Raw genomic sequence first — 22,324 nt, forward strand, 5'->3', positions numbered from 1 at the left:
CCCGGCTAAGTTCCTCAAACCAGCCCCAGCGCCTTGAACACAAAGCCATATTCGAGTGCTACGTCACGTAATCCCTGGTAACGACCGCTCATGCCACCGTGGCCGGCGCCCAGTTCGGTCTTGAGCAGCAGCAGGTTGTCGTCGGTCTTGGTGTCGCGCAGCTTGGCCACCCACTTGGCGGCTTCCCAATATTGCACGCGGCTGTCGTTGTAGCCGGCGATCACCAGCAGGTGCGGGTAGGCCTGGGCACGAACGTTTTCGTAGGGCGCGTAGGCCTTGATGCGTTCGTAGACGTCCGGTTCTTCCGGGTTGCCCCACTCGTCGTACTCGGTGATGGTGAGCGGCAATTCCGGGTCGAGCATGGTGTTGAGCACGTCGACGAACGGCACTTCGGCAATCGCCGCCTGGAACAGCGCCGGGCGCTGGTTAAGCACCGCGCCGATCAACAGGCCGCCGGCACTGCCGCCGCTGATGGCCAGTTGTTTGGACGTGGTCAGGCCCTGGGCGATCAGGTGTTCGGCGCAGGCGATAAAGTCGCTGAAGGTGTTCTGTTTGTGTTCCTGCTTGCCGTTGCGATACCAGGCCTCGCCCAGCTCACCGCCGCCGCGCACATGGGCGATGGCAAACGCCACGCCTCGGTCCAGCAGGCTCAGGCGTGCGTGGGAGAACCACGGGTCCAGGCTCGAACCGTAGGCGCCGTAGCCATACAGGTAGAGGGGCGTTGGTTTACCCAACTGGTCGCGCTTGACCACCAGGCTGATCGGCACCTGGGTGCCATCTGCCGAGGTGGCCCAGAGGCGCTGGCTCACGTAATCATCGGCGTTGAACACGCCGAGTACCGGGGTTTCCTTGAGCACCTGTTGCGCGCCGCTGGCCAGTTCCAGCTGGCGCACGTGGGCCGGACGGTTCAGGGCTTCGTAGCGCAGGCGGATCTTGTCGCTGACAAACTCCAGGCTGTTCTGTACGTAGAGGCTGTAGGCGGCGTCAGGCAATTCCACGCGATAGGCCGGCAAGCCCTGCGGGTGCACTTCGATCACCGGCAGGCCACCGATGCGCAGGCTCAGGGTCATGGCGTGGGTGTTCAGGCTCACGCCGTCGAGCATCACCTCATCGCTGTGGGGGATCAGGTTCTGCCATTCAGCTTCGGTCGGCACGTCGCCAATGTCGGTTGCCACGAACAGCGCGTAGTTGATGCCATCGCGGTTGCTGCGGATAAACCAGGTCCACGCGCCATTCAACTGGCCGTGGTCGACATCGTATTCATGGTCTTCGACCCGCGGTGCCAGGCAGGTGAAGTCCAGGTGTGGCTGGTCGGCGTCCAGGGCCCAGACTTCGCTGGTGGTCTTGCTGCCCAGTGACAGCAGCAGCTGGCGCTCGGAGCTGGAACGGTAGCAATGCAGGAAGAAACGGCCGTCCGGCTCATGGAACACTTCCTGCGCCGCCGTGCCGTCCAGGCGATAGCGATACAGCTTGTGCGGGCGGTGGGTGTCGTCCAGTTCGCCGAAGAACAGGGTCAGGCTGTCATTCGCCCAGGTCATGCTGCCGTCGCAGTCTTCAAACGCCAGTTCGCTGACTTTGCCGGTGGCCAATTCCTTCACGTACAGGGTGTAGATCTCTTCACCGCTGGTATCGAGGCTGTAGGCCAGGCGTTGGTGGTCGGGGCTGATGCTGAACGCGCCGAGGGAGAAGAAACCGCCATTGGCCAGCACGTTCGGGTCCAGCAACAACTCTTCGCTGCTGTCATCCACTTGGTTGCTGTCGTCGGCCGGGCGACGGCAGCGGTAGTGGCGGGCGTATTCGTCACCGGCGGTGGTGCGGGTGTAGTACAGATACGGGCCCCACGGCGAAGGCAGCGACAGATCGGTTTCGAGAATGCGGCCCTTGATCTCCTCGAACAGGGTTTCACGCAGCGCTGCCTGATCGGCGAGTTGCGCTTCCTGCCAGGCGTTTTCGGCCTTGAGGTAATCGAGCACCTCAGCGCTGTCGCGCTCTTGCAGCCAGGCGTACGGATCTGAGCCTTGGGCCTTGCGGGCAATCGGAGCGGTCGATGTAGGCATGGGATTAATCTCTATCGGGCGGACGGTGGCAGGCATTGCAGCCGCGACACGCAAAAGCCGTTATCATAGCCGCCTGTTTGCCAACCTTGCCATGGACACCATGACCGAGAACGACTATCTGACCGCTTGGGGCCTTTACGCCTTCGCCGCTTTGGGCTGCCTGTTGGTGTGGTGGCGCATGACCCGCTGGATCTGGCGCTGGCTGCGCGAGCCGCTGCTGTTGCTGATGGCGGTGTTGCTGTTCAGCCCGACCATCGTCGATCCGGTCAAGACCCAGTTCGCGCCGGCCGTGGCCATCACCGCCCTGGACCTGGTGCTCAAGGTCGGCAATAACGCCTGGCGGGCCATTTCCGATCTGTTCATGTACAGCATGATCGCCTTTGGCGTGTACCTGGTGTTCGTGCTGATCCGCTGGCCCATCGAGCGCGCTGCCAACGCCCGCCGTGAGCGCAAGGCTGCCGCCGATGCCGCCCTGGCCGCCGAACCGGATCAAGATGACGATGACGTGCCTTTTCGCCGTCCGGCACCTGTGAGCGGTCTGCGCGTCGAACCGCGGCTTTAACGTTGTCCGCCCTGCTGCGAGAGCCCTGGCATGTGTGAATTATTGGGCATGAGTGCCAACGTCCCCACCGATATCGTGTTCAGCTTCACCGGGCTGATGCAGCGCGGTGGGCGCACCGGTCCCCACCGTGACGGTTGGGGCATCGCGTTCTATGAAGGCCGTGGCCTGCGCCTGTTCCAGGACCCGGCCGCGAGCAGCGAATCGGAAGTCGCGCTGCTGGTGCAGCGTTACCCGATCAAAAGCGAAGTGGTGATCGGCCATATCCGCCAGGCCAACGTCGGCAAGGTCAGTTTGGCCAATACTCACCCGTTTGTGCGCGAACTGTGGGGCCGCAACTGGTGCTTTGCGCATAACGGCCAGTTGGCCGACTTCAATCCCCGCGCGACTTTCTATCGTCCCGTGGGCGATACCGACAGCGAAGCGGCCTTTTGCGATCTGCTCAACCGCGTGCGCGAAGCCTTCCCGGAGCCGGTGGACATTGAAAACGTCCTGCCGGACCTGATCGCCGCCTGCTCCGAATACCGCAGCAAAGGCGTGTTCAATTGCCTGCTCAGCGACGGCGACTGGCTGTTTTGCTATTGCTCGACCAAGTTGGCGCAAATCACCCGTCGCGCCCCGTTCGGCCCTGCACGCTTGAAAGATGTCGACGTGATCGTCGATTTTCAGGCCGAAACCACGCCCAATGACGTGGTGACCGTGATCGCCACCGAACCTTTGACCGACAACGAAAACTGGACCCGCTACGAACCGGGCCAATGGAGCCTGTGGCGACGCGGTGAATGCGTCAGCCAAGGCATCACCGAGTAAGGATATCGACCATGTTGCTCAGTTATCTGCGGTTGGTGCTGTTTGCCATTGGCCTGTTGGTCGGCGTGCAAGTGCCGGGCTTCATCAACGACTACGCCAAGCGCGTCGAAGCTCATCTGATCGAGGCCCAGACCGGCCTCAGCGGGTTTGAAAACACGGCACGGCAGTTCTTCAACGGTGACTTGAAAGCGTTGGTCGCGCATTACCGCGCCAGTGATGACCCGGTGTTCCAGAGCGACGCCAACAGCCTGGGCGCCATGCTTGACCGCCAGGTGGCGTTGGACAAGCAATTCCAGGCCATGCAAGGCCCATGGTACATCCGCGCCCTGCAAGTGGCGGTCGCGGCGGACCCGGATATCCGCCAGGAAACCTGGAACGGCTACAGCTACCAGATCCTGCTGACGCCCGAGGCCATGGGCTGGGGGTTGGGCGGGGCGATGCTGTTGTCGTTTGGCCTGGAGTGCCTGTTCCGTTTGATCGACTGGGTGGTGTTGGGCGGCAAGCGCCTGCGCCAGAGCCGGCCGATCGAAGAGCGGGACCTCAAAGGGCTCTGAGCCTCACGGGTGAGCGAGCACCATCCGCTCCTCACCCACTTCCTCGGCATACCGCGCCACTACTTTCTGGCATAACCCGACAATCTCCTCCACCAGCTCCACCCCCACGCGCCACGACACCACCACCTGCAAGTTCGGCAGTTTCTGCGCCATCGGCAACATCACCAATTCGCCGCGCGCCAGTTCTTCGCTGACCAGCACCGGCGGCAGTGCGCCAATGCCAAAACCATCGCGCAGTAAACGGGTGATGGCCGACACCGAATTCACGCAGTTCATGCGTGGCGCGGCCACGCCGTTGGCCTGCATCAGGCTGATCACGTCCTGGTGCGGATGGGAGTTTTTCGAGTAGGTGATGATGCGTTCCTGCGCCAGTTCGGCGAGGGAGGCGTAGTCACGGTTGTAGATCGACTGGCTGGCGACGATCCAGGCCATGGGGTGGCTGCACAGCTCCAGGCTGCGCACGGTTTCGAGGCGCAGCAGGTCGGTTTGCAGGATCAGGTCGAGGAAGCCTTTTTGCAGCTGATCGCTGAGGTTCAATGCGGTATCGGCGACCAATTCGATCTCTACCAGCGGGAAGTGGTCCATCAATTCCGCCACCAACGGGCTGAGCCAGGTGTGGATCACCGTGTCCATCGCGCCAATGCGGATGCGCCCGACCTTGCTGCTGGTGGTCTCCAGGGACTGCTTCAGGCCCTGCATCGTCACCATCATCTGCTCGGCATAGTCGAGCACCTTCAAGCCTTCCGGGGTCAGGCTCACGCCGCGTGAGTCGCGCAGAAAAAGCTTCACCCCCAACTCGCTTTCCAGCACGGCAATGCGGCTGGAGATCGAAGCCTGGGTGGTGAACAACTTCTCGGCGGTCAGGCGGAAACTCTTGAGCTTGGCCACCCAGACGAAGGTTTCGAGGAACTTCAAATTCATGGGATCAACTTTTTCTTATGCATGGATCGGTTTTTATTAGTTGGACGCCGCACCGAGCCAGCGCCAAAAATCGAGCTATTCCACGATAAGCGCCGTTGGGGTGTCAGGACAAGTTGCGAGTTCTGCGTAAAAAATCCCACACTACAAAAAAATAAAGCCTACAGGAGCACCTACCGTGAGCCGCCTTCTACTGAATTGCGACATCGGCGAAAGCTTTGGCAACTGGACCATGGGTCTGGACGCCGAGGTCATGCCGTTCATTGATTGCGCCAACGTGGCGTGCGGCTTCCATGCCGGCGACCCGAGCATCATGCGCAAGACCGTCAGCCTGGCGCTCAAGCATGGCGTGCAAGTCGGCGCACATCCGGCGTACCAGGACCTGCAAGGCTTTGGTCGTCGCTCCATGGCCTACACTCCCCAGGAAATCCAGGACCTGCTGCACTACCAGATCGGCGCCCTCGACGGCATATGCCGGGCGCAAGGTGGGCGGGTCAGCTATGTGAAGCCCCACGGCGCGATGTACAACGACATGATGGCCAAGCCCGCGCAATTGCGCGCGGTGATCCAGGCCGTGGCGGCTTACGGCGACCTGCCGCTGATGTTGCTGGCAACCCGCGACAACAGCGCAGCGCAGGCCTTGGGCGATGAATATGGCGTCACCCTGTGGTTCGAAGCCTTTGCTGACCGCGCCTATGACAACAAGGGCCACCTGGTCTCGCGGCAGTTGCCCGGCGCCGTGCACCACGATGCCGACACCATCCTGCAGCAAGCCTTGACCATTTCCAGGGGGGAAGCGCTGACCGCCAGCGACGGCAGCTCGTTGGTCCTGCAAGCCAACACGCTGTGCGTGCATGGCGACAATGCCAGCTCAATCGCTGCCGTACAGCGCATCCGCGAGGCATTGAAGCCAGCATGAAGCCACGGATTGAAGTGGTGGCCATCGACTGCCTGATGGTGCGTCTGTTTGATGCAATCGCCGAAGCCAACATGCCCTGGATGCTCGCCGCCACCCAGCGCTTGCGCAGCGGTTTCGGCGCGGCTTTGGTCGACCTGGTGCCGTCCTACACCACCTTGATGGTGCATTACGACCTCAGCGCATTGAACCCGGCCCAGGCACGGGAATTGATCGACCAGGCCCTGACCGACCTGCAGCCGCACACCCAGGGCAGCGGCCAGTGCCACGTGCTGCCGGTGTGGTACGACCTGAGCGTCGGCCCCGAACTGAGCCTGCTCAGCCAGCGCAGCGGGCTAAGCGTCGATGACGTGATCCGCCGCCACAGCGCCCACGAATACCAAGTGTTCGCCCTCGGCTTCGCCCCCGGTTTTGCCTTTATGGGCCTGGTGGATGAAGTCCTCGCCGCGCCACGCCTCAACACCCCGCGCAAACGCGTGGCGGCGGGCAGCGTCGGCATTGCCGAACGGCAAACCGCGGCCTACCCGGTGGTCTCGCCGGGCGGCTGGAACCTGATCGGCCGCACCCCGGCCAAGTTGTTCGACCGTGAGCGCGACGGCTACAGCCTGATGCAACCGGGCGACACGGTACGCTTCGAACCTGTCGATCACGCGCAATTCATCAAACTGGGTGGCGATGACACGCCGTTGGAGGCGCAGGCATGAGCCGCTTGATCATCGAGGCCAGCACACCGCTGTGCCTGTTGCAGGACGCCGGCCGCTTTGGCGTGCGTCACCTGGGCGTAACCCAGGGCGGGGCGCTGGACTGGGTATCGATGTCCTGGGCCAACTGGCTGCTGGACAATGCGCTGAACGCGCCGGTGGTGGAAATCACCTTGGGCGGCTTTACCGTGCAGGCCGAGGATTATTGCCTGCTGGCCCTGGCCGGTGCGGACTTGGGTGCTTACATCGACGAACGTGCCATCAGCCCCGGCCGCAGTTTTATCCTGCAAAAGGGCCAGCGTTTGCGTTTTACCCAGCCATTCAATGGCGCGCGGGCCTATCTGGCGGCGCCGGGCGGGTTTGATGCGCCGGACGTGCTGGGCAGTTGCGCCACCGTTGTGCGTGAAGAACTGGGCGGCGTGGACGGTTTCGGTAAGGCGTTGGCCGAAGGCGGGCGCTTGGCGTATTCCGGCGTCGGCGGCGCAATGAAAGTGCTGAATGATCCAGGCCTTTCCAAAACTGCATTGGACGTGATCGTCGGTGCCCAGATCGGCCAGTTCAGTGGGCAAAGCCTGTTCGATGCGTTCAACACCGAATGGACCCTGGACAGCCGCGCCGACCGCATGGGCATGCGTCTGCTGGGCACGCCGTTGCAGTATCAGGGGCCGTCGCTGATCTCCGAGGGGATTCCGTTGGGCGCGATCCAGGTGCCGCCGGATGGGCAGCCGATTGTGTTGCTCAATGACCGGCAGACCATTGGCGGTTATCCGCGTCTTGGAGCGTTGACGCCGTTGTCGCTGGCGCGGCTGGCGCAGTGTTTGCCGGGGGAGAAGGTGCGGCTGACGCCGGTGGTGCAGGAGACTGCGCATCGCCAGCACGTCGACTTTTTGCAGCGCTTTTTGAATAGGTGAAACCTGTGGCGAGGGAGCTTGCTCCCGTTGGGGCGCGTAGCGGCCCCCCGGCATTGGGCCTGCTGCGCAGGCCAACGGGAGCAAGCTCCCTCGCCACAAAACAGCGACGCTATTTCGAGAGAAAGCGCATCCCTTCTTCCAACCCCCGCAACGTCAGCGGATACATCTGATCCTCCACCAACTCCCGCACAATCCCGGTCGACGCCGTATACCCCCAAGTGTCCTTCGGATACGGGTTGATCCAGATCAGCTTCTTGTACTTGGCCATGAAGCGCTGCATCCACACATACCCCGGCTCTTCATTCCAATGCTCGACGCTGCCGCCGGCCTGGGTGATTTCATACGGCGCCATCGACGCATCGCCGATAAAAATCACTTTGTAATCCGCGCCGTACTTGTGCAGCAGGTCCTGGGTCGAGGTGCGCTCGGAGGTGCGGCGCTGGTTGTTCTTCCACACCGACTCATAAACGAAGTTGTGGAAGTAGAAGTACTCCAAATGCTTGAACTCGGTCTTGCACGCGGAGAACAGCTCTTCGCAGATCTTCACGTGGGCATCCATCGAGCCGCCGATATCGAACAGCAATAGCAGCTTGATGGTGTTGCGCCGCTCCGGGCGCATCTGGATATTCAGCAACCCGGCATCGCGGGCGGTGTGGTCGATGGTGCCGTCAATGTCCAGCTCTTCTGCCGCGCCCTGGCGCGCAAATTTGCGCAGGCGGCGCAGGGCGATCTTGATATTACGCGTGCCCAGTTCAACCTGGTCGTCGAGGTTCTTGTACTCGCGCTGGTCCCACACCTTAACGGCCTTGCCCTGGCGCTTGCCGGCGTCACCGACACGGATGCCTTCTGGGTTATAGCCGCCGGAGCCGAACGGGCTGGTGCCGCCGGTGCCGATCCACTTGTTACCGCCGGCGTGGCGTTCCTTTTGTTCTTCCAGGCGTTTCTTGAATGCTTCGATCAGCTTGTCCAGGCCGCCAAGGGACTGGATCTGCGCGCGTTCCTCATCGGTCAGCGAACGCTCGAACTCCTTGCGCAGCCACTCTTCGGGGATCAGCGCCTGCAAGTGGTCGTCGAGTTTCTCCAGGCCGTTGAAGTAGGCGCCGAAGGCCCGGTCGAACTTATCGAAGTGCCGCTCGTCCTTGACCAGGATCGCCCGGGCCAAGTAGTAGAACTCGTCCATGTCGGCGAAGGTCACGCGCATTTTCAGCGCGTTAATCAGGTCGAGCAGCTCGCGCACCGACACCGGCACCTTGGCGGCGCGCATTTCATTGAACAGGTTGAGCAGCATCAGCGGTTACCGCGACGGCTCATGAACGCCAGACGCTCCAGCAACTGCACGTCCTGCTCGTTCTTCACCAACGCACCGGCCAGCGGCGGGATGGCCTTGGTCGGGTCACGTTCGCGCAGCACGGCTTCGCCGATGTTGTCGGCCATCAGCAGCTTGAGCCAGTCGACCAGTTCGGAGGTGGACGGTTTTTTCTTCAGGCCCGGCACTTTGCGTACGTCGAAGAACACGTCCAGCGCTTCGCTGACCAAATCCTTCTTGATGTCTGGGTAATGCACATCGACGATTTTCTGCAGGGTGGTGCGGTCGGGGAAGGCGATGTAGTGAAAGAAGCAGCGGCGGAGAAAGGCGTCCGGCAGCTCCTTTTCGTTGTTGGAGGTAATGATGATGATCGGGCGTTTCTTGGCCTTGATGGTCTCGTCGATTTCGTAGACGTAGAACTCCATCTTGTCGAGTTCTTGCAGCAGGTCGTTGGGGAACTCGATGTCGGCCTTGTCGATTTCATCGATCAGCAGGATCACCCGCTCTTCGGATTCGAAGGCTTCCCAGAGCTTGCCCTTTTTCAGGTAGTTGCGCACGTCGTGCACCTTGTCCACGCCCAGCTGCGAGTCGCGCAGGCGGCTCACCGCGTCGTACTCGTACAGGCCCTGATGCGCCTTGGTGGTGGACTTGATGTGCCAGGTGATCAGCTTGGCACCGAAGGACTCGGCCAATTGCTCGGCGAGCATGGTCTTGCCGGTGCCGGGCTCGCCCTTGACCAGCAACGGCCGCTCCAGGGTAATGGCGGCGTTGACGGCCAGTTTCAGGTCATCGGTAGCCACATAGGCCTGGGTGCCTTCGAACTTCATCGGTGTTTCCTCGCATTCATCAATGCCCGGACTATACCGCGCAGCCCCGGCGACTGTGAACGCAGGCGGCTCATTCAGTCTCTGAATGACCAGTCACCTTCAGTCCGCCGAGGGCTTGGGTTGTTCATAGCGCGCATTGAACGCCTGGATGAAGCCGTTGCGCAAAATCGCCAAAAACGCGGAAAACGCGCTGACATTTTGCTGGTGCACGCTGCCACTGAGCTCAACCCGGGTGGCGAACTGGTTTTTCGCCTGGTTTTTCAGCACGGTCTCGCTGGCACCGACCACCGCCTCCCAGATCGAGCGGAAGATGTTCTTGTCTTTGTTTTCCACGTCCTGCTGCCAGTCGAAGACTTCGACGTCGCGCAGCAGCGGTTTGATATAGCCGGTCAACTGGCCTTTCTCCGCCTGGGCTTCGATCACCACGTCGCCGGTGCCGGCCTTGAAGTCGAATTTGCCGTAGGCCGAGGCGAAGTCATTCATGCGCTTGAGCTGCAAGTCTTTGGCGCGGAAGCGGAATTCGAAGTTCTCGAAATTGCTCAGCGGGTCAAAGGTGGCTGTGGCTTCCAGCGGCGCCTGGCCTTGCAGCAGCGCCTTGCCCTCGAAGCGGGCGTCGCGCTTGCCTTTGACATCGACCACATTGGTCAGGTTGTAGAAACTGGCGTTGACCGCAGTGGCGTTGATGTTGACCGGTGGTTTGGAGCTGAAGTTATGGAAGGCGATCTTGCCGTCTTCGATGCGCACTTCGTCGAGGGTGATAGGGGCCAGCTTGCTCAATTGCTCGCGCCAGTCGGTGCCTTTACCGGTCTGGGACGCCTGCTTGTTGGCGCCGCCATCGACGAAGTTCACCTCGGGGTTGATAAACAGCACCTTGGCTACGACCGCATGGTCGTACCACAACGAGTGCCAGCTCACCGCCAAATCGATCAGCGGCGCCTTGACGAACGGTACGGGCACCTTGCCGTCGACCTTGATGATCTCCAGGCCGTTGATCTTGTACGCGCCGCGCCATAGGGCCAGGTCCACATCTGTCACGTGGCCGCGGTAGTCGCCCATGTTGGCGAGCTTGTCATTCAAGTAGTTACGCACCAGGTAGGGCAGGGCGATGCTCAAGGCAACCAGTACCACCAGCAATCCGGCGACGGTCCATAGTGGCCAGCTGTAGCGACGTTTCATGGGGAGGGTCCTCTGTCCGTATAGGGGATGGACTGTTGCGAAGGGCGCAACGTTCCTCCGACTGGACGCTTTGCGGCACGAGGCATACCCTTGTGGCCTTCCTTGAATCGACCCATAGGACCCGTCATGAGCCGCATCTTTGCAGACAACGCGCACTCCATCGGTAACACGCCCCTGGTTCAGATCAACCGGATCGCACCGCGTGGTGTGACCATCCTGGCCAAGATCGAAGGGCGTAACCCAGGCTACTCGGTGAAATGCCGCATTGGCGCAAACATGATCTGGGACGCTGAAAGCACCGGCAAACTCAAGCCGGGCATGACCATTGTCGAACCCACCTCCGGCAACACCGGCATCGGCCTGGCATTCGTCGCCGCCGCCCGTGGCTATAAGTTGCTGCTGACCATGCCAGCGTCCATGAGCATCGAGCGCCGCAAGGTACTCAAGGCCCTCGGCGCCGAACTGGTGTTGACCGAGCCGGCCAAGGGCATGAAGGGCGCGATCGAAAAAGCCGGCGAAATCGTTGCCAGCGACCCGGCCACCTACTTTATGCCGGCCCAGTTCGAAAACCCGGCCAACCCGGCGATCCATGAAAAAACCACCGGTCCGGAAATCTGGAACGACACCGATGGCGCCGTGGACGTGCTGGTGGCGGGCGTGGGCACCGGCGGCACCATCACCGGTGTGTCGCGCTATATCAAGAACATTGCCGGCAAGCCGATCCTGTCGGTGGCTGTCGAGCCGATCGTGTCGCCGGTGATCACCCAGGCGCTGGCCGGTGAAGAGATCAAGCCCAGCCCGCACAAGATCCAGGGCATCGGCGCCGGTTTTGTGCCGAAGAACCTCGACCTGTCGATGGTTGACCGGGTGGAACTGGTGACCGACGACGAGTCCAAGGCCATGGCCCTGCGGCTGATGCAGGAAGAAGGGATTCTGTGTGGCATCTCCTGCGGCGCCGCGATGGCCGTGGCGGTGCGCCTGGCCGAGAAACCGGAGATGCAGGGCAAGACCATCGTGGTGATCCTGCCGGACTCCGGTGAGCGCTACCTGTCGAGCATGCTGTTCAGCGATTTGTTTACCGAGCAAGAAAACCAGGCTTGATGTATGTCAGCGCCCATACCTTAGGCCTTCTGCATAATGGCCCAACTGTTTATCATGGCCGGCTGCTACGTCTGCTGTTGGCCAGGCGCTTATTTCCAGGAGTTGCTGCATGACCTTTTCTTTGGCCGCCAAACTGTCCGTGCTGGCGTTGTTTATCGGCAGCACGTTGTATGTGCACCTGCGCGGCAAGGCGCGTTTGCCGATATTGCGTCAGTTCGTCAACCATTCGGCGCTGTTCGCCCCGTATAACGCCTTGATGTACCTGTTCTCGGCTGTGCCGTCCAAGCCGTACCTGGACCGCAGCAAGTTCCCCGAACTGGACGTGCTCAAGGACAACTGGGAAGTGATCCGCGAAGAGGCCATGCACCTGTTCGACGAGGGTTACATCCGCGCCGCCGAAAAGAACAACGACGCCGGCTTCGGCTCGTTCTTCAAGAAGGGCTGGAAGCGTTTCTACCTCAAGTGGTACGACAAACCCCTGCCCTCGGCCGAAGCGCTGTGCCCGAAAACCGTGGCGCTGGTGAGCAGCATTCCCAATGTGAAAGGCGCGATGTTCGCGCTGTTGCCGGGCGGCAGCCACCTCAACCCGCACCGCGACCCGTTCGCCGGTTCCCTGCGTTATCACCTGGGTTTGTCCACGCCGAACTCCGACGACTGCCGCATCTTTGTCGACGGCCAGGTGTACGCCTGGCGTGACGGTGAAGACGTGATGTTCGACGAAACCTACGTGCACTGGGTCAAGAATGAAACCGAGCAGACCCGTGTAATCCTGTTCTGCGACATCGAGCGCCCCCTGAGCAACCGCGTGATGACCCGCGTCAACCGTTGGGTCAGCAAGCAATTGGGCCGCGCCACTGCACCGCAGAACCTGGATGACGAGCGCGTGGGCGGGATCAACCAGGCGTACGCTTGGAGCAAGACCTTCAGTGACAAGTTCAGCGGTGTGGTCAAGCAGTGGAAGCGCAAGCATCCGAAGGCTTACCGCATTGCGCGGCCGCTGCTGGCGGTGGTGGTGCTGGTGCTGCTGTGGAAGTGGTTGTTCGGCTGATTGATTCGATTAAATAGGAGCCCGGCAAGCCGGGCTCCTATAGCTTACGAGGCGATCAGCTGGCGAAGCACATAGTGCAAGATGCCCCCGGCCTTGAAGTATTCCACCTCATTAAGCGTGTCGATCCGGCACAACACCTCGACCTTCTCCGTACTCCCATCCTCCCGCGTAATCACCAGCGTCAGGTTCATCCGTGGCACGATCTCCACGTCGGTCAGCCCGAGAATGTCGATCTTCTCCTTCCCGGTCAGCTTGAGCGTCTTGCGATTCTGATCCAGCTTGAACTGCAACGGCAGCACGCCCATGCCCACCAGGTTGGAGCGGTGGATCCGTTCGAAACTCTCGGCGATCACCGCCTTGACGCCCAGCAGGTTGGTACCCTTGGCTGCCCAGTCGCGGCTGGAGCCGGTGCCGTATTCCTGGCCGGCGACCACCACCAAGGGCGTGCCCGAGGCCTGGTACTTCATCGACGCGTCATAGATCGCCATCTTCTCGCCGGTGGGGATATACAGCGTATTGCCACCTTCCTCGCCGCCGAGCATTTCATTGCGGATACGGATATTGGCAAAGGTGCCGCGCATCATCACTTCATGGTTGCCCCGGCGCGAGCCGTAGGAGTTGAAGTCGCGCGGTTCCACGCCTTGTTCGCGCAGGTAGCGACCGGCGGGGCTGTCGGTCTTGATATTGCCGGCCGGGGAGATGTGGTCGGTGGTCACCGAATCACCGAGCAACGCCAGCACGTTGGCGCCTTTGACGTCTTTGATCACCGGCAGCGGCCCGGCAATGTCGTCGAAGAACGGCGGATGCTGGATATAGGTCGAATCCTCTTGCCAGACGTAGGTGGCGGCCTGTGGTACTTCAATGGCTTGCCACTGCTCGTCACCGGCGAACACCTCGGCGTATTCCTTGTGGAACATGCCGGTGCTGACCTGAGCCACGGCATCCGCGATTTCCTTGCTGCTGGGCCAGATGTCCTTGAGGTAGACCGGCTTGCCGTCTTGGTCATTCCCCAGCGGTTCACTGCTGATATCGATGCGCACGGTGCCCGCCAAGGCATACGCCACCACCAGCGGCGGCGAAGCCAGCCAGTTGGTTTTCACCAGCGGGTGCACGCGGCCTTCGAAGTTGCGGTTGCCCGACAGCACCGACGCCACCGCGAGGTCGGCTTTCTGGATGGCTTTTTCGATCGGCTCGGGCAGCGGTCCGGAGTTGCCGATGCAGGTGGTGCAGCCGTAGCCCACCAGATCAAAGCCGAGCTTGTCCAAGTACTGGGTGAGGCCTGCCGCCTTGTAGTAGTCGGTGACCACTTTGGAGCCTGGCGCCAGGGAGGTCTTGACCCAAGGCTTGCGCGTCAGGCCCTTTTCCACGGCCTTTTTCGCCACCAGCCCGGCCGCCATCATCACGCTGGGGTTTGACGTGTTGGTGCAGGAGGTGATCGCGGCGATCACCACCGCGCCGTTTTTCAGGCGATAGGTCTGGCCGTCGTACTCATAGTCGGTTTCGCCCACCAGGTCGGCATTGCCCACGGCAACCCCGCCGCCGCCTTCGCTTTCCAGGCGGCCCTCTTCTTTGTTGGTGGGTTTGAATTGCAGGTCGAGAAAGTCACTGAAGGCCTGGCCGACATTGGGCAGTGCTACGCGGTCCTGCGGGCGTTTCGGCCCGGCCAGGCTGGCTTCGACACTGCCCATGTCCAGGGCCAGGCTGTCGGTGAACACCGGCTCCTGGCCGGCGATGCGCCACAGGCCCTGGGCCTTGGTGTAGGCCTCGACCAGCTTCACGGTTTCGGTAGGACGGCCGGAGAGACGCAGGTAATCCAACGTCACCTCATCCACCGGGAAAAAGCCGCAGGTGGCGCCATATTCCGGGGCCATGTTGGCGATGGTGGCGCGGTCGGCCAACGGCAGATCAGCCAGGCCGTCGCCGTAAAATTCGACGAATTTACCCACCACGCCTTTTTTGCGCAGCATCTGGGTGACGGTCAGCACCAAGTCAGTGGCGGTGATGCCTTCCTTCAATTTGCCGGTGAGCTTGAAGCCGATCACTTCCGGGATCAGCATCGACACCGGCTGGCCGAGCATCGCCGCTTCCGCTTCGATGCCGCCCACGCCCCAGCCGAGTACGCCGAGGCCGTTGATCATGGTGGTGTGGGAATCGGTGCCCACTAAGGTGTCCGGGAAGGCGTAGGTGCGGCCGTCTTCGTCCTTGGTCCACACGGTGCGGCCGAGGTATTCGAGGTTGACCTGATGGCAGATGCCGGTGCCCGGTGGCACCACGCTGAAGTTGTCAAAGGCGCTCTGGCCCCAGCGCAGGAAGGCGTAGCGTTCGCCGTTGCGCTGCATTTCGATGTCGACGTTCTGCTCAAAGGCGTCGGCGTTGCCGAACTTGTCGACCATCACCGAGTGGTCAATCACCAAGTCCACGGGGGACAGTGGGTTGATGCGCTGCGGATCGCCCCCGGCCTTGGCCACGGCGGCGCGCATGGCGGCCAGGTCGACCACGGCGGGTACGCCGGTAAAGTCTTGCATCAAAACTCGAGCGGGGCGGTACTGGATCTCGCGGTCGGACTGGCGTTCCTTGAGCCAGGCGGCAATGGCCTTGAGGTCGGCGCCGGTGACGGTCTTGTTGTCTTCCCAGCGCAGCAGGTTTTCCAGCAGCACCTTCAGCGACATCGGCAGCTTGTCCAGGTCACCCAGGCTCTTGGCGGCTTCGGGCAGGCTGAAGTAGTGGTAGGTTTTGCTGTCTATTTCAAGGGTCTTAAGGGTTCTCAGGCTATCAAGCGATGACATGACACGACTCCTTATGGTCCGCACGGCTACGGACCTGACGGGACGAACAGAGCTATCAACTTAGCCCTGTTTTCATTAGCAGGCTAATAACTGGACTCTATCGTTAAGTCCAAGGTTCCGAACTCCGTTATCATGCGCGGGTTTTCATGACAGGCATTGCGACAGCGCAACGTCAGTTGATTCACTTGGAGAGTTGATGAACACCCTTTTTATGCACTGCCGCCCGGGTTTTGAAGGCGAAGTCTGTTCCGAGATCGCGGACCTCGCCGCGCGCCTGAACGTTTCCGGCTACGCCAAGGCCAAGACCGGCAGCGCCTGCGCCGAATTTGTCTGCACCGAAGAAGACGGCGCCCAGCGCCTGATGCACGGCCAGCGCTTTGCCGAGCTGATTTTTCCTCGGCAGTGGGCGCGGGGGGTGTTTATCGACCTGCCGGAAACCGACCGCATCAGCGTGATCCTCGCCCACCTGCGCGAGTTCCCGGTGTGCGGCAGCCTGTGGCTGGAAATGGTCGATACCAACGACGGCAAGGAACTGTCCAACTTCTGCAAGAAATTCGAAGTGCACCTGCGCAAAGCCCTGCTGAACGCCGGCAAGCTGGTGGACGACCCGAGCAAGCCGCGCCTGCTGCTGACCTTCAAGAGTGGCCGCGAAGTCTTCATGGGCCTGGCCGAGTCGAACAACTCGGCAATGTGGCCAATGGGCATTCCGCGCCTCAAGTTTCCCCGCGAAGCACCTAGCCGTTCGACCTTGAAGCTGGAAGAGGCCTGGCATCACTTCATCCCCCGCGACCAGTGGGACGAGCGTCTGCACGGCGACATGACCGGCGTCGACCTCGGCGCAGCGCCCGGCGGCTGGACCTGGCAACTGGTCAACCGTGGCATGCTGGTGACCGCCATCGACAACGGCCCGATGGCCGAAAGCCTGATGGACACTGGCCTGGTGCAGCACTTGATGGCCGACGGTTTCACCTTCGTGCCCAAGCAGCCGGTGGACTGGATGGTCTGCGACATTGTCGAAAAACCGGCGCGTAACGCCGCGCTGCTGGAAACCTGGATCGGCGAGGGGCATTGCCGCGAGGCAGTGGTGAACTTGAAGCTGCCGATGAAACAGCGCTACGCCGAAGTGAAGCGCCTGCTGGAGCGCATCGAAGACGGATTCAAGGCGCGCGGCATCCGCGTGGAGATCGGCTGCAAGCAGCTGTATCACGACCGTGAGGAAGTGACCTGCCATTTGCGTCGGTTGGTGGATGTGAAGAAAACCAAGGCCCGGTAGACTGGCGGCCAGTTTCAGGAGTAGATCATGAGCGATATTTTCGACAGCGCCGTCGACGGCACCTTAGATGCAACAGGCTTGAATTGCCCGGAACCCGTGATGATGCTGCACCAGCACATCCGCGACCTGCCGCCCGGCGGCTTGCTCAAGGTGATCGCGACCGACCCGTCCACGCGCCGCGATATCCCCAAGTTCTGCGTGTTCCTTGACCACGAACTGGTGGATCAGCAGGAGCAGGCCGGTACGTACCTGTACTGGATCCGCAAGAAGTCCGCTTAAACCCGCGCCTTATCGGCGCGGATACGCCGGCGTGCACTGCGCGCCAGGCGCACCAGCAACATCCCCGCCGCACAGCTCAGGCCCACGATCAGCCCTTGCCACAAGCCGCTTGGGCCGCTCGGCTCGCCCAGCCAATTCGTCAGGCCCAGGGCGTAACCCACCGGCAGGCCAACGCCCCAGTATGCGAACAGCGTCAGCACCATGGTCACTCGGGTGTCCTGGTAGCCACGCAGTGCGCCGGCTGCCGTCACCTGGATCGAGTCGCTGAACTGGAACAGCGCTGCAAACACGATCAACGTCGACGCCAGGTGAATAACCACCGGGTCCGGGGTGTAGATCGCCGCAATCTGCTCGCGAAACAGCAGCATCAGGCTGCAGGACAGGCAGGCGTAGGCCAGCGCCGTGCCCATGCCGACACCGGCGGCAAAGCGGGCTTCACGCGGTTCCCCACGCCCCAACGCTTGGCCCACGCGCACGGTGACGGCCATGCTCAAGGAGTACGGGATCATGAACACCATGGAACTGATGTTCAGCGCGATCTGGTGACCGGACACCACGGTGGCGCCCAAGCCACCGAGCAGCAGGGCGATCACTGCAAAAATGCTCGACTCGGCAAAGATCGCCACGCCAATCGGCAAGCCAATGCCCAGCACGCGCTTGATCACTGCCCATTGCGGCCAGTCGAAGCGCTTGAACAATTCGCTGCTCTGGTAGGCCGGCCCCCAGCGGGTCCAGGCGGCCAGGCCGAGCATCATCGCCCACATCGAAATGGCCGTGGCCCAGCCGCAGCCTACGCCGCCCATGGCGGGCAGGCCGAGGTGACCATAGATGAAGATGTAGTTCAGTGGAATGTTCAGCGCCAGGCCGAAGAGGCCCATGACCATGCTCGGTAGCGTGCGGCCCAGGCCGTCACTGAAGCAGCGCAGCACGTAATAGAACGCAATGGCTGGCATACCGGCGGCGATGCCATGCAAGTAACCCATGGTGGGCGCGATCAGGTCCGGCTCCACCTTCATTGCATGCAGGATCGGTTCGGCGCAGAGCAGCAGCAGTGAGCCGATGATGCCGACCATCAAGGCCAGCCACAGTGATTGACGCACCAACGGCCCGATCTCGCGGTACTGGCCCGCGCCGTAGCGTTGCGCGACTTTCGGCGTGGTGGCCAGCAGCGTACCGCTCATCAGCAGGTAGACCGGAATCCAGATCGAGTTGCCCAGGCCCACCGCCGCCAGGTCCTGTGGGCTGACGCGGCCGGCCATCACCGCATCGACAAAGCTCATCGCGGTGGTGGCCAGTTGGCCGACCATGATCGGCAGGGCGAGCGTCAGCAGGCCGCCGACTTCCCGGCTGATGCGGGCGGGGCGGCTGAGGGTGGCAGTTGCAGTGTTCACGTACAGGTGTCCAATAAAGGGAAGCGCAAGGACGGCGGATTCTACGCCTTGACGCATTGGTCAGGAAAAAACCTGTGTTAGGGATTTGTAAGCGCGGGCTGTGATCCCTGTACACTGCGGGTCCGCGAAAGGAGCCTGCCATGCTGATTGTTGCCGACGAAAATATTCCGCTGCTCGATGCATTCTTCCAGGGATTTGGCGAGATTCGCCGCGTGCCCGGCCGTTCCATCGACCGCGCCACGGTCGAGCAGGCCGACGTGTTGCTGGTGCGCTCGGTGACCAACGTCAACCGTGCCCTGCTGGAGGGCACGAAAGTGCGCTTCGTCGGCACCTGCACCATCGGCACCGACCATCTGGACCTCGATTACTTCAAGCAGGCCGGCATCCAATGGTCCAGCGCCCCCGGCTGCAATGCCCGTGGCGTGGTGGATTATGTGCTGGGCAGCCTGATGACCCTGGCGGAAATCGAAGGGGCCGACCTCACCCAGCGCACCTATGGCGTGGTGGGGGCCGGTGAGGTCGGCGGGCGGCTGGTCAAGGTGCTCAAGGGCCTGGGCTGGAACGTGCTGGTGTGCGATCCGCCACGGCAGATTGCCGAAGACGGCGATTACGTCAGCCTGGAGCAGATCATTGAACAATGCGATGTGATCAGCTTGCACACACCGCTGACCAAGTCCGGCAACGGTTCCACCTGGCATTTGTTCGATCGCCAGCGGCTCAACCAGCTCAAGCCAGGCACCTGGCTGATCAACGCCAGCCGTGGCCCGGTGGTAGACAATGCCGCCCTGCGTGAGGTGCTGCTCGCGCGCGAAGATCTGCAAGCGGTGCTGGATGTGTGGGAGGGTGAGCCTGAAGTGGACGTGGACTTGGCGGACCTGTGCGTGCTGGCCACGCCGCATATCGCCGGTTACAGCCTGGACGGCAAGCAACGCGGCACGGCGCAGATCTATCAGGCGTTTTGCGCGCACCTGGGGCAGGAACCGAGCATTCAGTTGAGTGACTTGCTGCCGCCGCCGTGGTTGGCCGAGGTGCAGTTGAATGCGTCCACCGACCCGGCCTGGGCGCTGGCGGCCCTGTGCCGCAGCGTGTACGACCCACGCCGTGATGATGCGGATTTCCGGCGTAGCCTGGTAGGAACAGTGGAAGAACAGCGTAAGGCGTTTGACCTGCTGCGCAAGCACTACCCGGAGCGCCGCGAGATTGATGGCTTGAAGGTGCGGATCAACGGTGAATCGGCGGCGCTGTCGAACATCCTCAGCGCATTGGGCGCGGTGAGCGTTTAGACCCCCATAAAAAACCCGGCCACCTGGGCCGGGTTTGAAAGAGCGTCGGCGCTTCAGCCTTGCTGGGCAGGCTTGACCAGTCGCTGTTCCAGTTCGCTGCACGCTTGCTGGATCATCTCTTCGGTAATCTGCACATCTTTGCCATTGGCATCGACGTACCAGCAGGGCAATTGCTGCGGCTGGCGGATTACTTCAATCTTGGCATCGCTGCTGTTTTGCAAGGTCATGGCCTGTCTCCTCATCAGGTTGTGTACCCATTCTGCTTATCACTCTAAGCCGCCCGCGTGACCAGGCTGTTACAACTCCTTTCAAAGTCACCGGTTCGAATACCCAGTCGACCAGAAACCGATAAAAATTTCCAGCCAGGGGTTAGACCGATAGCCTCTAGGGTTAGGTATCGGCGGGCATAATTAACCTGACTCATTGTTATTTACCCAAGTTCCCCCAATGTTGAGGACAGGTTCCTCATTGGTGATGCCCTCCATGTTCTCAGTCCGTCAACGCCGCGCGATCCGCCTGGCCAGCCGCTTCATCGCACCCTACCGCTGGCAGGCGCTCGGCGCCCTGTTGGCGCTGATCGTCACGGCCGGTATTACCTTGTCCATGGGGCAGGGCATCCGCCTGCTGGTGGATCAGGGCTTTATGACCCAGTCTCCGCACTTGCTCAACCAGTCCATCGGTCTGTTCATGGTCCTGGTATTGGGACTGGCGGTGGGCACGTTTGCGCGGTTCTACCTGGTGTCTTGGATCGGCGAGCGCGTAGTGGCGGATATTCGTCGGCAAGTGTTCAACCACTTGATCTATCTGCATCCGGGCTTTTACGAGAACAACCGCAGTTCGGAGATCCAGTCGCGGCTGACCACCGACACCACGTTGCTGCAGTCGGTGATCGGCTCATCGCTGTCGCTGTTCCTGCGCAATGCCTTGATGGTCATCGGTGGCATCGTGCTGCTGTTCGTCACCAACCCCAAGCTCACCAGCATCGTGGTGGTGGCGTTGCCGTTGGTGCTGGCCCCGATACTCATCTTCGGCCGCCGGGTGCGCACGCTGTCACGGCAAAGCCAGGACCGCATCGCCGATGTGGGCAGCTATGTGTCTGAGACCCTCGGCCAAATCAAGACCGTGCAGGCCTACAATCACCAGGTGCAGGACGAACAGCGTTTCGCCGTGACCGTGGAAGACGCCTTTACCACCGCGCGCAAGCGCATCACCCAACGCGCCTGGCTGATTACCCTGGTGATCATGCTGGTGCTCGGTGCCGTGGGCGTGATGCTGTGGGTCGGCGGCATGGACGTGATCAGCGGACGTATTTCCGGCGGTGAGCTGGCGGCCTTTGTGTTCTACAGCCTGATCGTCGGCAGCGCCGTTGGCACTCTGAGCGAAGTGCTCGGTGAGTTGCAACGCGCCGCCGGGGCGGCCGAGCGCATTGGTGAGTTGTTGCAGTCGAGCAACGAGATCCAGGCGCCGAGCGCAGGCACCGTCCAATTGCCCGCCCGCGTCAGCGGCCGCATGGAGGTGCAAGATCTGCGTTTTTCCTATCCCTCACGGCCGGACAGCTACGCCATCGACGGCCTTGACCTGACCATCAATCCCGGCGAAACCCTCGCGTTGGTGGGCCCCTCCGGCGCGGGTAAATCGACGATTTTCGACCTGTTGTTGCGCTTCTACGACCCCCAGCAAGGCCGCATCCTGCTTGAAGGCCATCCACTCACCGAACTTGATCCGATGGACCTGCGCCGCCACTTCGCCCTGGTGTCCCAGAGCCCGGCGCTGTTCTTCGGCAGCGTCGAGGACAACATCCGTTACGGCAACCCGACCGCCACCCAGGAACAAGTCGAAGCCGCTGCTCGCATCGCCCACGCCCATGACTTCATCCTGCAAATGCCCGACGGCTACCAGACTCATCTAGGCGACGGCGGCATGGGCCTCTCCGGCGGCCAACGCCAACGCCTGGCCATCGCCCGCGCGCTGCTGGTGGACGCGCCGATCCTGCTGCTCGACGAAGCTACCAGCGCTCTGGATGCCCAGAGTGAACACCTGATCCAGCAAGCGCTGCCGCAATTGATGCAAGGGCGCACCACCCTGGTGATCGCCCATCGGCTGGCGACGGTGAAAAACGCCGATCGCATCGCAGTGATGGATCAGGGCAAGTTGGTGGCGGTGGGCACGCATCAGCAGTTGATTGCGAGCAATGCGTTGTATGCGCGGCTGGCGGCGTTGCAGTTCAGTGATGGGGTAGAGGCTGCGAACAGCGAGGGCTAGGCGGGTTGCCAAGGATTGCTGAGAGTTGCTGAGGGGGCTCCTGTGGTGAGCGGGCTTGCCCCGCGCTGGAGTGCGAAGCACTCCCCATCCAGTCGTTACGGTGTAGGTCTAGCCGATAAATTGTATTGTCCGGTTTTGGGGCTGCTACGCAGCCCAGCGCGGGGCA

The 22,324-nt window shown here is 61.8% G+C and carries 20 protein-coding genes; 12 read left to right on the plus strand and 8 right to left on the minus strand.

Features of this window, described 5'->3' with window-relative positions:
- Nucleotides 1-14: 14 nt before the first annotated feature.
- The gene (locus OZ428_RS09315; protein WP_269133186.1) at nucleotides 15-2,057 is read right to left on the minus strand and encodes a S9 family peptidase; all 2,043 of its coding nucleotides are present in this window, start codon (nucleotides 2,055-2,057) and stop codon (nucleotides 15-17) included.
- 25 nt (nucleotides 2,058-2,082) lie between these two features.
- Here OZ428_RS09315 and OZ428_RS09320 point away from each other — a divergent pair, with 25 nt between their 5' ends.
- Genes OZ428_RS09320 through OZ428_RS09330 form a run of 3 tightly spaced genes read left to right on the plus strand, consistent with a single transcriptional unit; the run spans nucleotide 2,083 to nucleotide 3,980 of the window.
- A complete protein-coding gene (locus OZ428_RS09320) occupies nucleotides 2,083-2,619 on the plus strand; it encodes a hypothetical protein (RefSeq protein ID WP_033902598.1) in 537 nt (178 codons plus the stop codon).
- 30 nt (nucleotides 2,620-2,649) lie between these two features.
- Entirely contained in the window at nucleotides 2,650-3,426 is a 777-nt protein-coding gene (locus OZ428_RS09325; protein WP_061435721.1) for a class II glutamine amidotransferase, read from the plus strand.
- Between the two features lie 11 nt (nucleotides 3,427-3,437).
- Nucleotides 3,438-3,980 carry a DUF2937 family protein gene (locus tag OZ428_RS09330; protein WP_016975238.1) on the plus strand — a complete coding sequence of 181 codons (543 nt, stop codon included), beginning with the start codon at nucleotides 3,438-3,440 and terminating at the stop codon, nucleotides 3,978-3,980.
- A 3-nt stretch (nucleotides 3,981-3,983) separates the two neighbouring features.
- Here OZ428_RS09330 and OZ428_RS09335 read toward each other — a convergent pair whose 3' ends face one another.
- A complete protein-coding gene (locus tag OZ428_RS09335) occupies nucleotides 3,984-4,901 on the minus strand; it encodes a LysR family transcriptional regulator (RefSeq protein ID WP_038846225.1) in 918 nt (305 codons plus the stop codon).
- A 175-nt stretch (nucleotides 4,902-5,076) separates the two neighbouring features.
- Between OZ428_RS09335 and OZ428_RS09340 the strand changes: the two genes are divergently transcribed.
- Genes OZ428_RS09340 through OZ428_RS09350 form a run of 3 tightly spaced genes read left to right on the plus strand, consistent with a single transcriptional unit; the run spans nucleotide 5,077 to nucleotide 7,426 of the window.
- A complete protein-coding gene (locus tag OZ428_RS09340) occupies nucleotides 5,077-5,817 on the plus strand; it encodes a 5-oxoprolinase subunit PxpA (RefSeq protein ID WP_033902596.1) in 741 nt (246 codons plus the stop codon).
- Nucleotides 5,814-6,518 carry a 5-oxoprolinase subunit PxpB gene (gene pxpB, locus OZ428_RS09345; RefSeq protein WP_033902595.1) on the plus strand — a complete coding sequence of 235 codons (705 nt, stop codon included), beginning with the start codon at nucleotides 5,814-5,816 and terminating at the stop codon, nucleotides 6,516-6,518. Before OZ428_RS09340 ends, pxpB begins: the two co-directional genes overlap by 4 nt.
- The gene (locus OZ428_RS09350) at nucleotides 6,515-7,426 is read left to right on the plus strand and encodes a biotin-dependent carboxyltransferase family protein (protein ID WP_269133187.1); all 912 of its coding nucleotides are present in this window, start codon (nucleotides 6,515-6,517) and stop codon (nucleotides 7,424-7,426) included. The genes pxpB and OZ428_RS09350 overlap by 4 nt, the downstream gene beginning before the upstream one ends.
- A gap of 109 nt (nucleotides 7,427-7,535) precedes the next feature.
- Here the strand turns inward: OZ428_RS09350 and OZ428_RS09355 are convergent, their stop codons facing one another.
- The 3 genes from OZ428_RS09355 to OZ428_RS09365 all read right to left on the minus strand — a co-directional run bounded on the left by OZ428_RS09355 (nucleotide 7,536) and on the right by OZ428_RS09365 (nucleotide 10,735).
- Nucleotides 7,536-8,714, minus strand: coding sequence for a vWA domain-containing protein (locus OZ428_RS09355; protein WP_038846526.1), 1,179 nt, complete (start codon nucleotides 8,712-8,714; stop codon nucleotides 7,536-7,538).
- Nucleotides 8,714-9,559 carry an AAA family ATPase gene (locus OZ428_RS09360; protein ID WP_003210690.1) on the minus strand — a complete coding sequence of 282 codons (846 nt, stop codon included), beginning with the start codon at nucleotides 9,557-9,559 and terminating at the stop codon, nucleotides 8,714-8,716. The genes OZ428_RS09355 and OZ428_RS09360 overlap by 1 nt, the downstream gene beginning before the upstream one ends.
- 99 nt (nucleotides 9,560-9,658) lie before the next feature.
- Complete coding sequence (locus OZ428_RS09365) at nucleotides 9,659-10,735, minus strand: DUF748 domain-containing protein (protein ID WP_269133188.1); 1,077 nt, start codon at nucleotides 10,733-10,735, stop codon at nucleotides 9,659-9,661.
- 126 nt (nucleotides 10,736-10,861) lie between these two features.
- Here OZ428_RS09365 and cysK point away from each other — a divergent pair, with 126 nt between their 5' ends.
- Together cysK and OZ428_RS09375 are read left to right on the plus strand one after the other, a co-directional pair.
- Nucleotides 10,862-11,836 (plus strand): cysteine synthase A, encoded by a 975-nt coding sequence (gene cysK / locus OZ428_RS09370; RefSeq protein ID WP_010212098.1) that lies wholly within the window; start codon nucleotides 10,862-10,864, stop codon nucleotides 11,834-11,836.
- Nucleotides 11,837-11,945: 109 nt separating this feature from the next.
- Entirely contained in the window at nucleotides 11,946-12,884 is a 939-nt protein-coding gene (locus OZ428_RS09375; protein WP_269133189.1) for an aspartyl/asparaginyl beta-hydroxylase domain-containing protein, read from the plus strand.
- Between the two features lie 44 nt (nucleotides 12,885-12,928).
- Here the strand turns inward: OZ428_RS09375 and acnA are convergent, their stop codons facing one another.
- On the minus strand, nucleotides 12,929-15,670 hold the full coding sequence (gene acnA, locus OZ428_RS09380) for an aconitate hydratase AcnA (protein ID WP_269133190.1): 2,742 nt from the start codon (nucleotides 15,668-15,670) through the stop codon (nucleotides 12,929-12,931).
- Nucleotides 15,671-15,866: 196 nt separating this feature from the next.
- Between acnA and rlmM the strand changes: the two genes are divergently transcribed.
- Both rlmM and tusA read left to right on the plus strand, forming a co-directional pair.
- Entirely contained in the window at nucleotides 15,867-16,943 is a 1,077-nt protein-coding gene (gene rlmM / locus OZ428_RS09385) for a 23S rRNA (cytidine(2498)-2'-O)-methyltransferase RlmM (RefSeq protein ID WP_016975248.1), read from the plus strand.
- Nucleotides 16,944-16,970: 27 nt separating this feature from the next.
- Nucleotides 16,971-17,222, plus strand: coding sequence for a sulfurtransferase TusA (gene tusA / locus OZ428_RS09390; protein WP_038846538.1), 252 nt, complete (start codon nucleotides 16,971-16,973; stop codon nucleotides 17,220-17,222).
- On the opposite strand, the gene OZ428_RS09395 is transcribed toward tusA, so the two are convergent.
- Nucleotides 17,219-18,613, minus strand: a complete 1,395-nt coding sequence (locus OZ428_RS09395; RefSeq protein ID WP_269133191.1) for an MATE family efflux transporter — start codon at nucleotides 18,611-18,613, stop codon at nucleotides 17,219-17,221. The genes tusA and OZ428_RS09395 overlap by 4 nt on opposite strands.
- A 140-nt stretch (nucleotides 18,614-18,753) precedes the next feature.
- Between OZ428_RS09395 and pdxB the strand changes: the two genes are divergently transcribed.
- Nucleotides 18,754-19,896, plus strand: coding sequence for a 4-phosphoerythronate dehydrogenase PdxB (gene pdxB / locus OZ428_RS09400; RefSeq protein WP_269133192.1), 1,143 nt, complete (start codon nucleotides 18,754-18,756; stop codon nucleotides 19,894-19,896).
- A 53-nt stretch (nucleotides 19,897-19,949) separates the two neighbouring features.
- Here the strand turns inward: pdxB and OZ428_RS09405 are convergent, their stop codons facing one another.
- Complete coding sequence (locus tag OZ428_RS09405; RefSeq protein WP_016975252.1) at nucleotides 19,950-20,123, minus strand: PA1571 family protein; 174 nt, start codon at nucleotides 20,121-20,123, stop codon at nucleotides 19,950-19,952.
- 247 nt (nucleotides 20,124-20,370) lie between these two features.
- Here OZ428_RS09405 and OZ428_RS09410 point away from each other — a divergent pair, with 247 nt between their 5' ends.
- Entirely contained in the window at nucleotides 20,371-22,158 is a 1,788-nt protein-coding gene (locus OZ428_RS09410) for an ABC transporter transmembrane domain-containing protein (RefSeq protein WP_269133193.1), read from the plus strand.
- The last annotated feature ends 166 nt before the right edge of the window (nucleotides 22,159-22,324 follow it).

The sequence above is a fragment of the Pseudomonas sp. GXZC genome (genome assembly GCF_026967615.1).
Taxonomy (GTDB): domain Bacteria; phylum Pseudomonadota; class Gammaproteobacteria; order Pseudomonadales; family Pseudomonadaceae; genus Aquipseudomonas; species Aquipseudomonas azotoformans_A.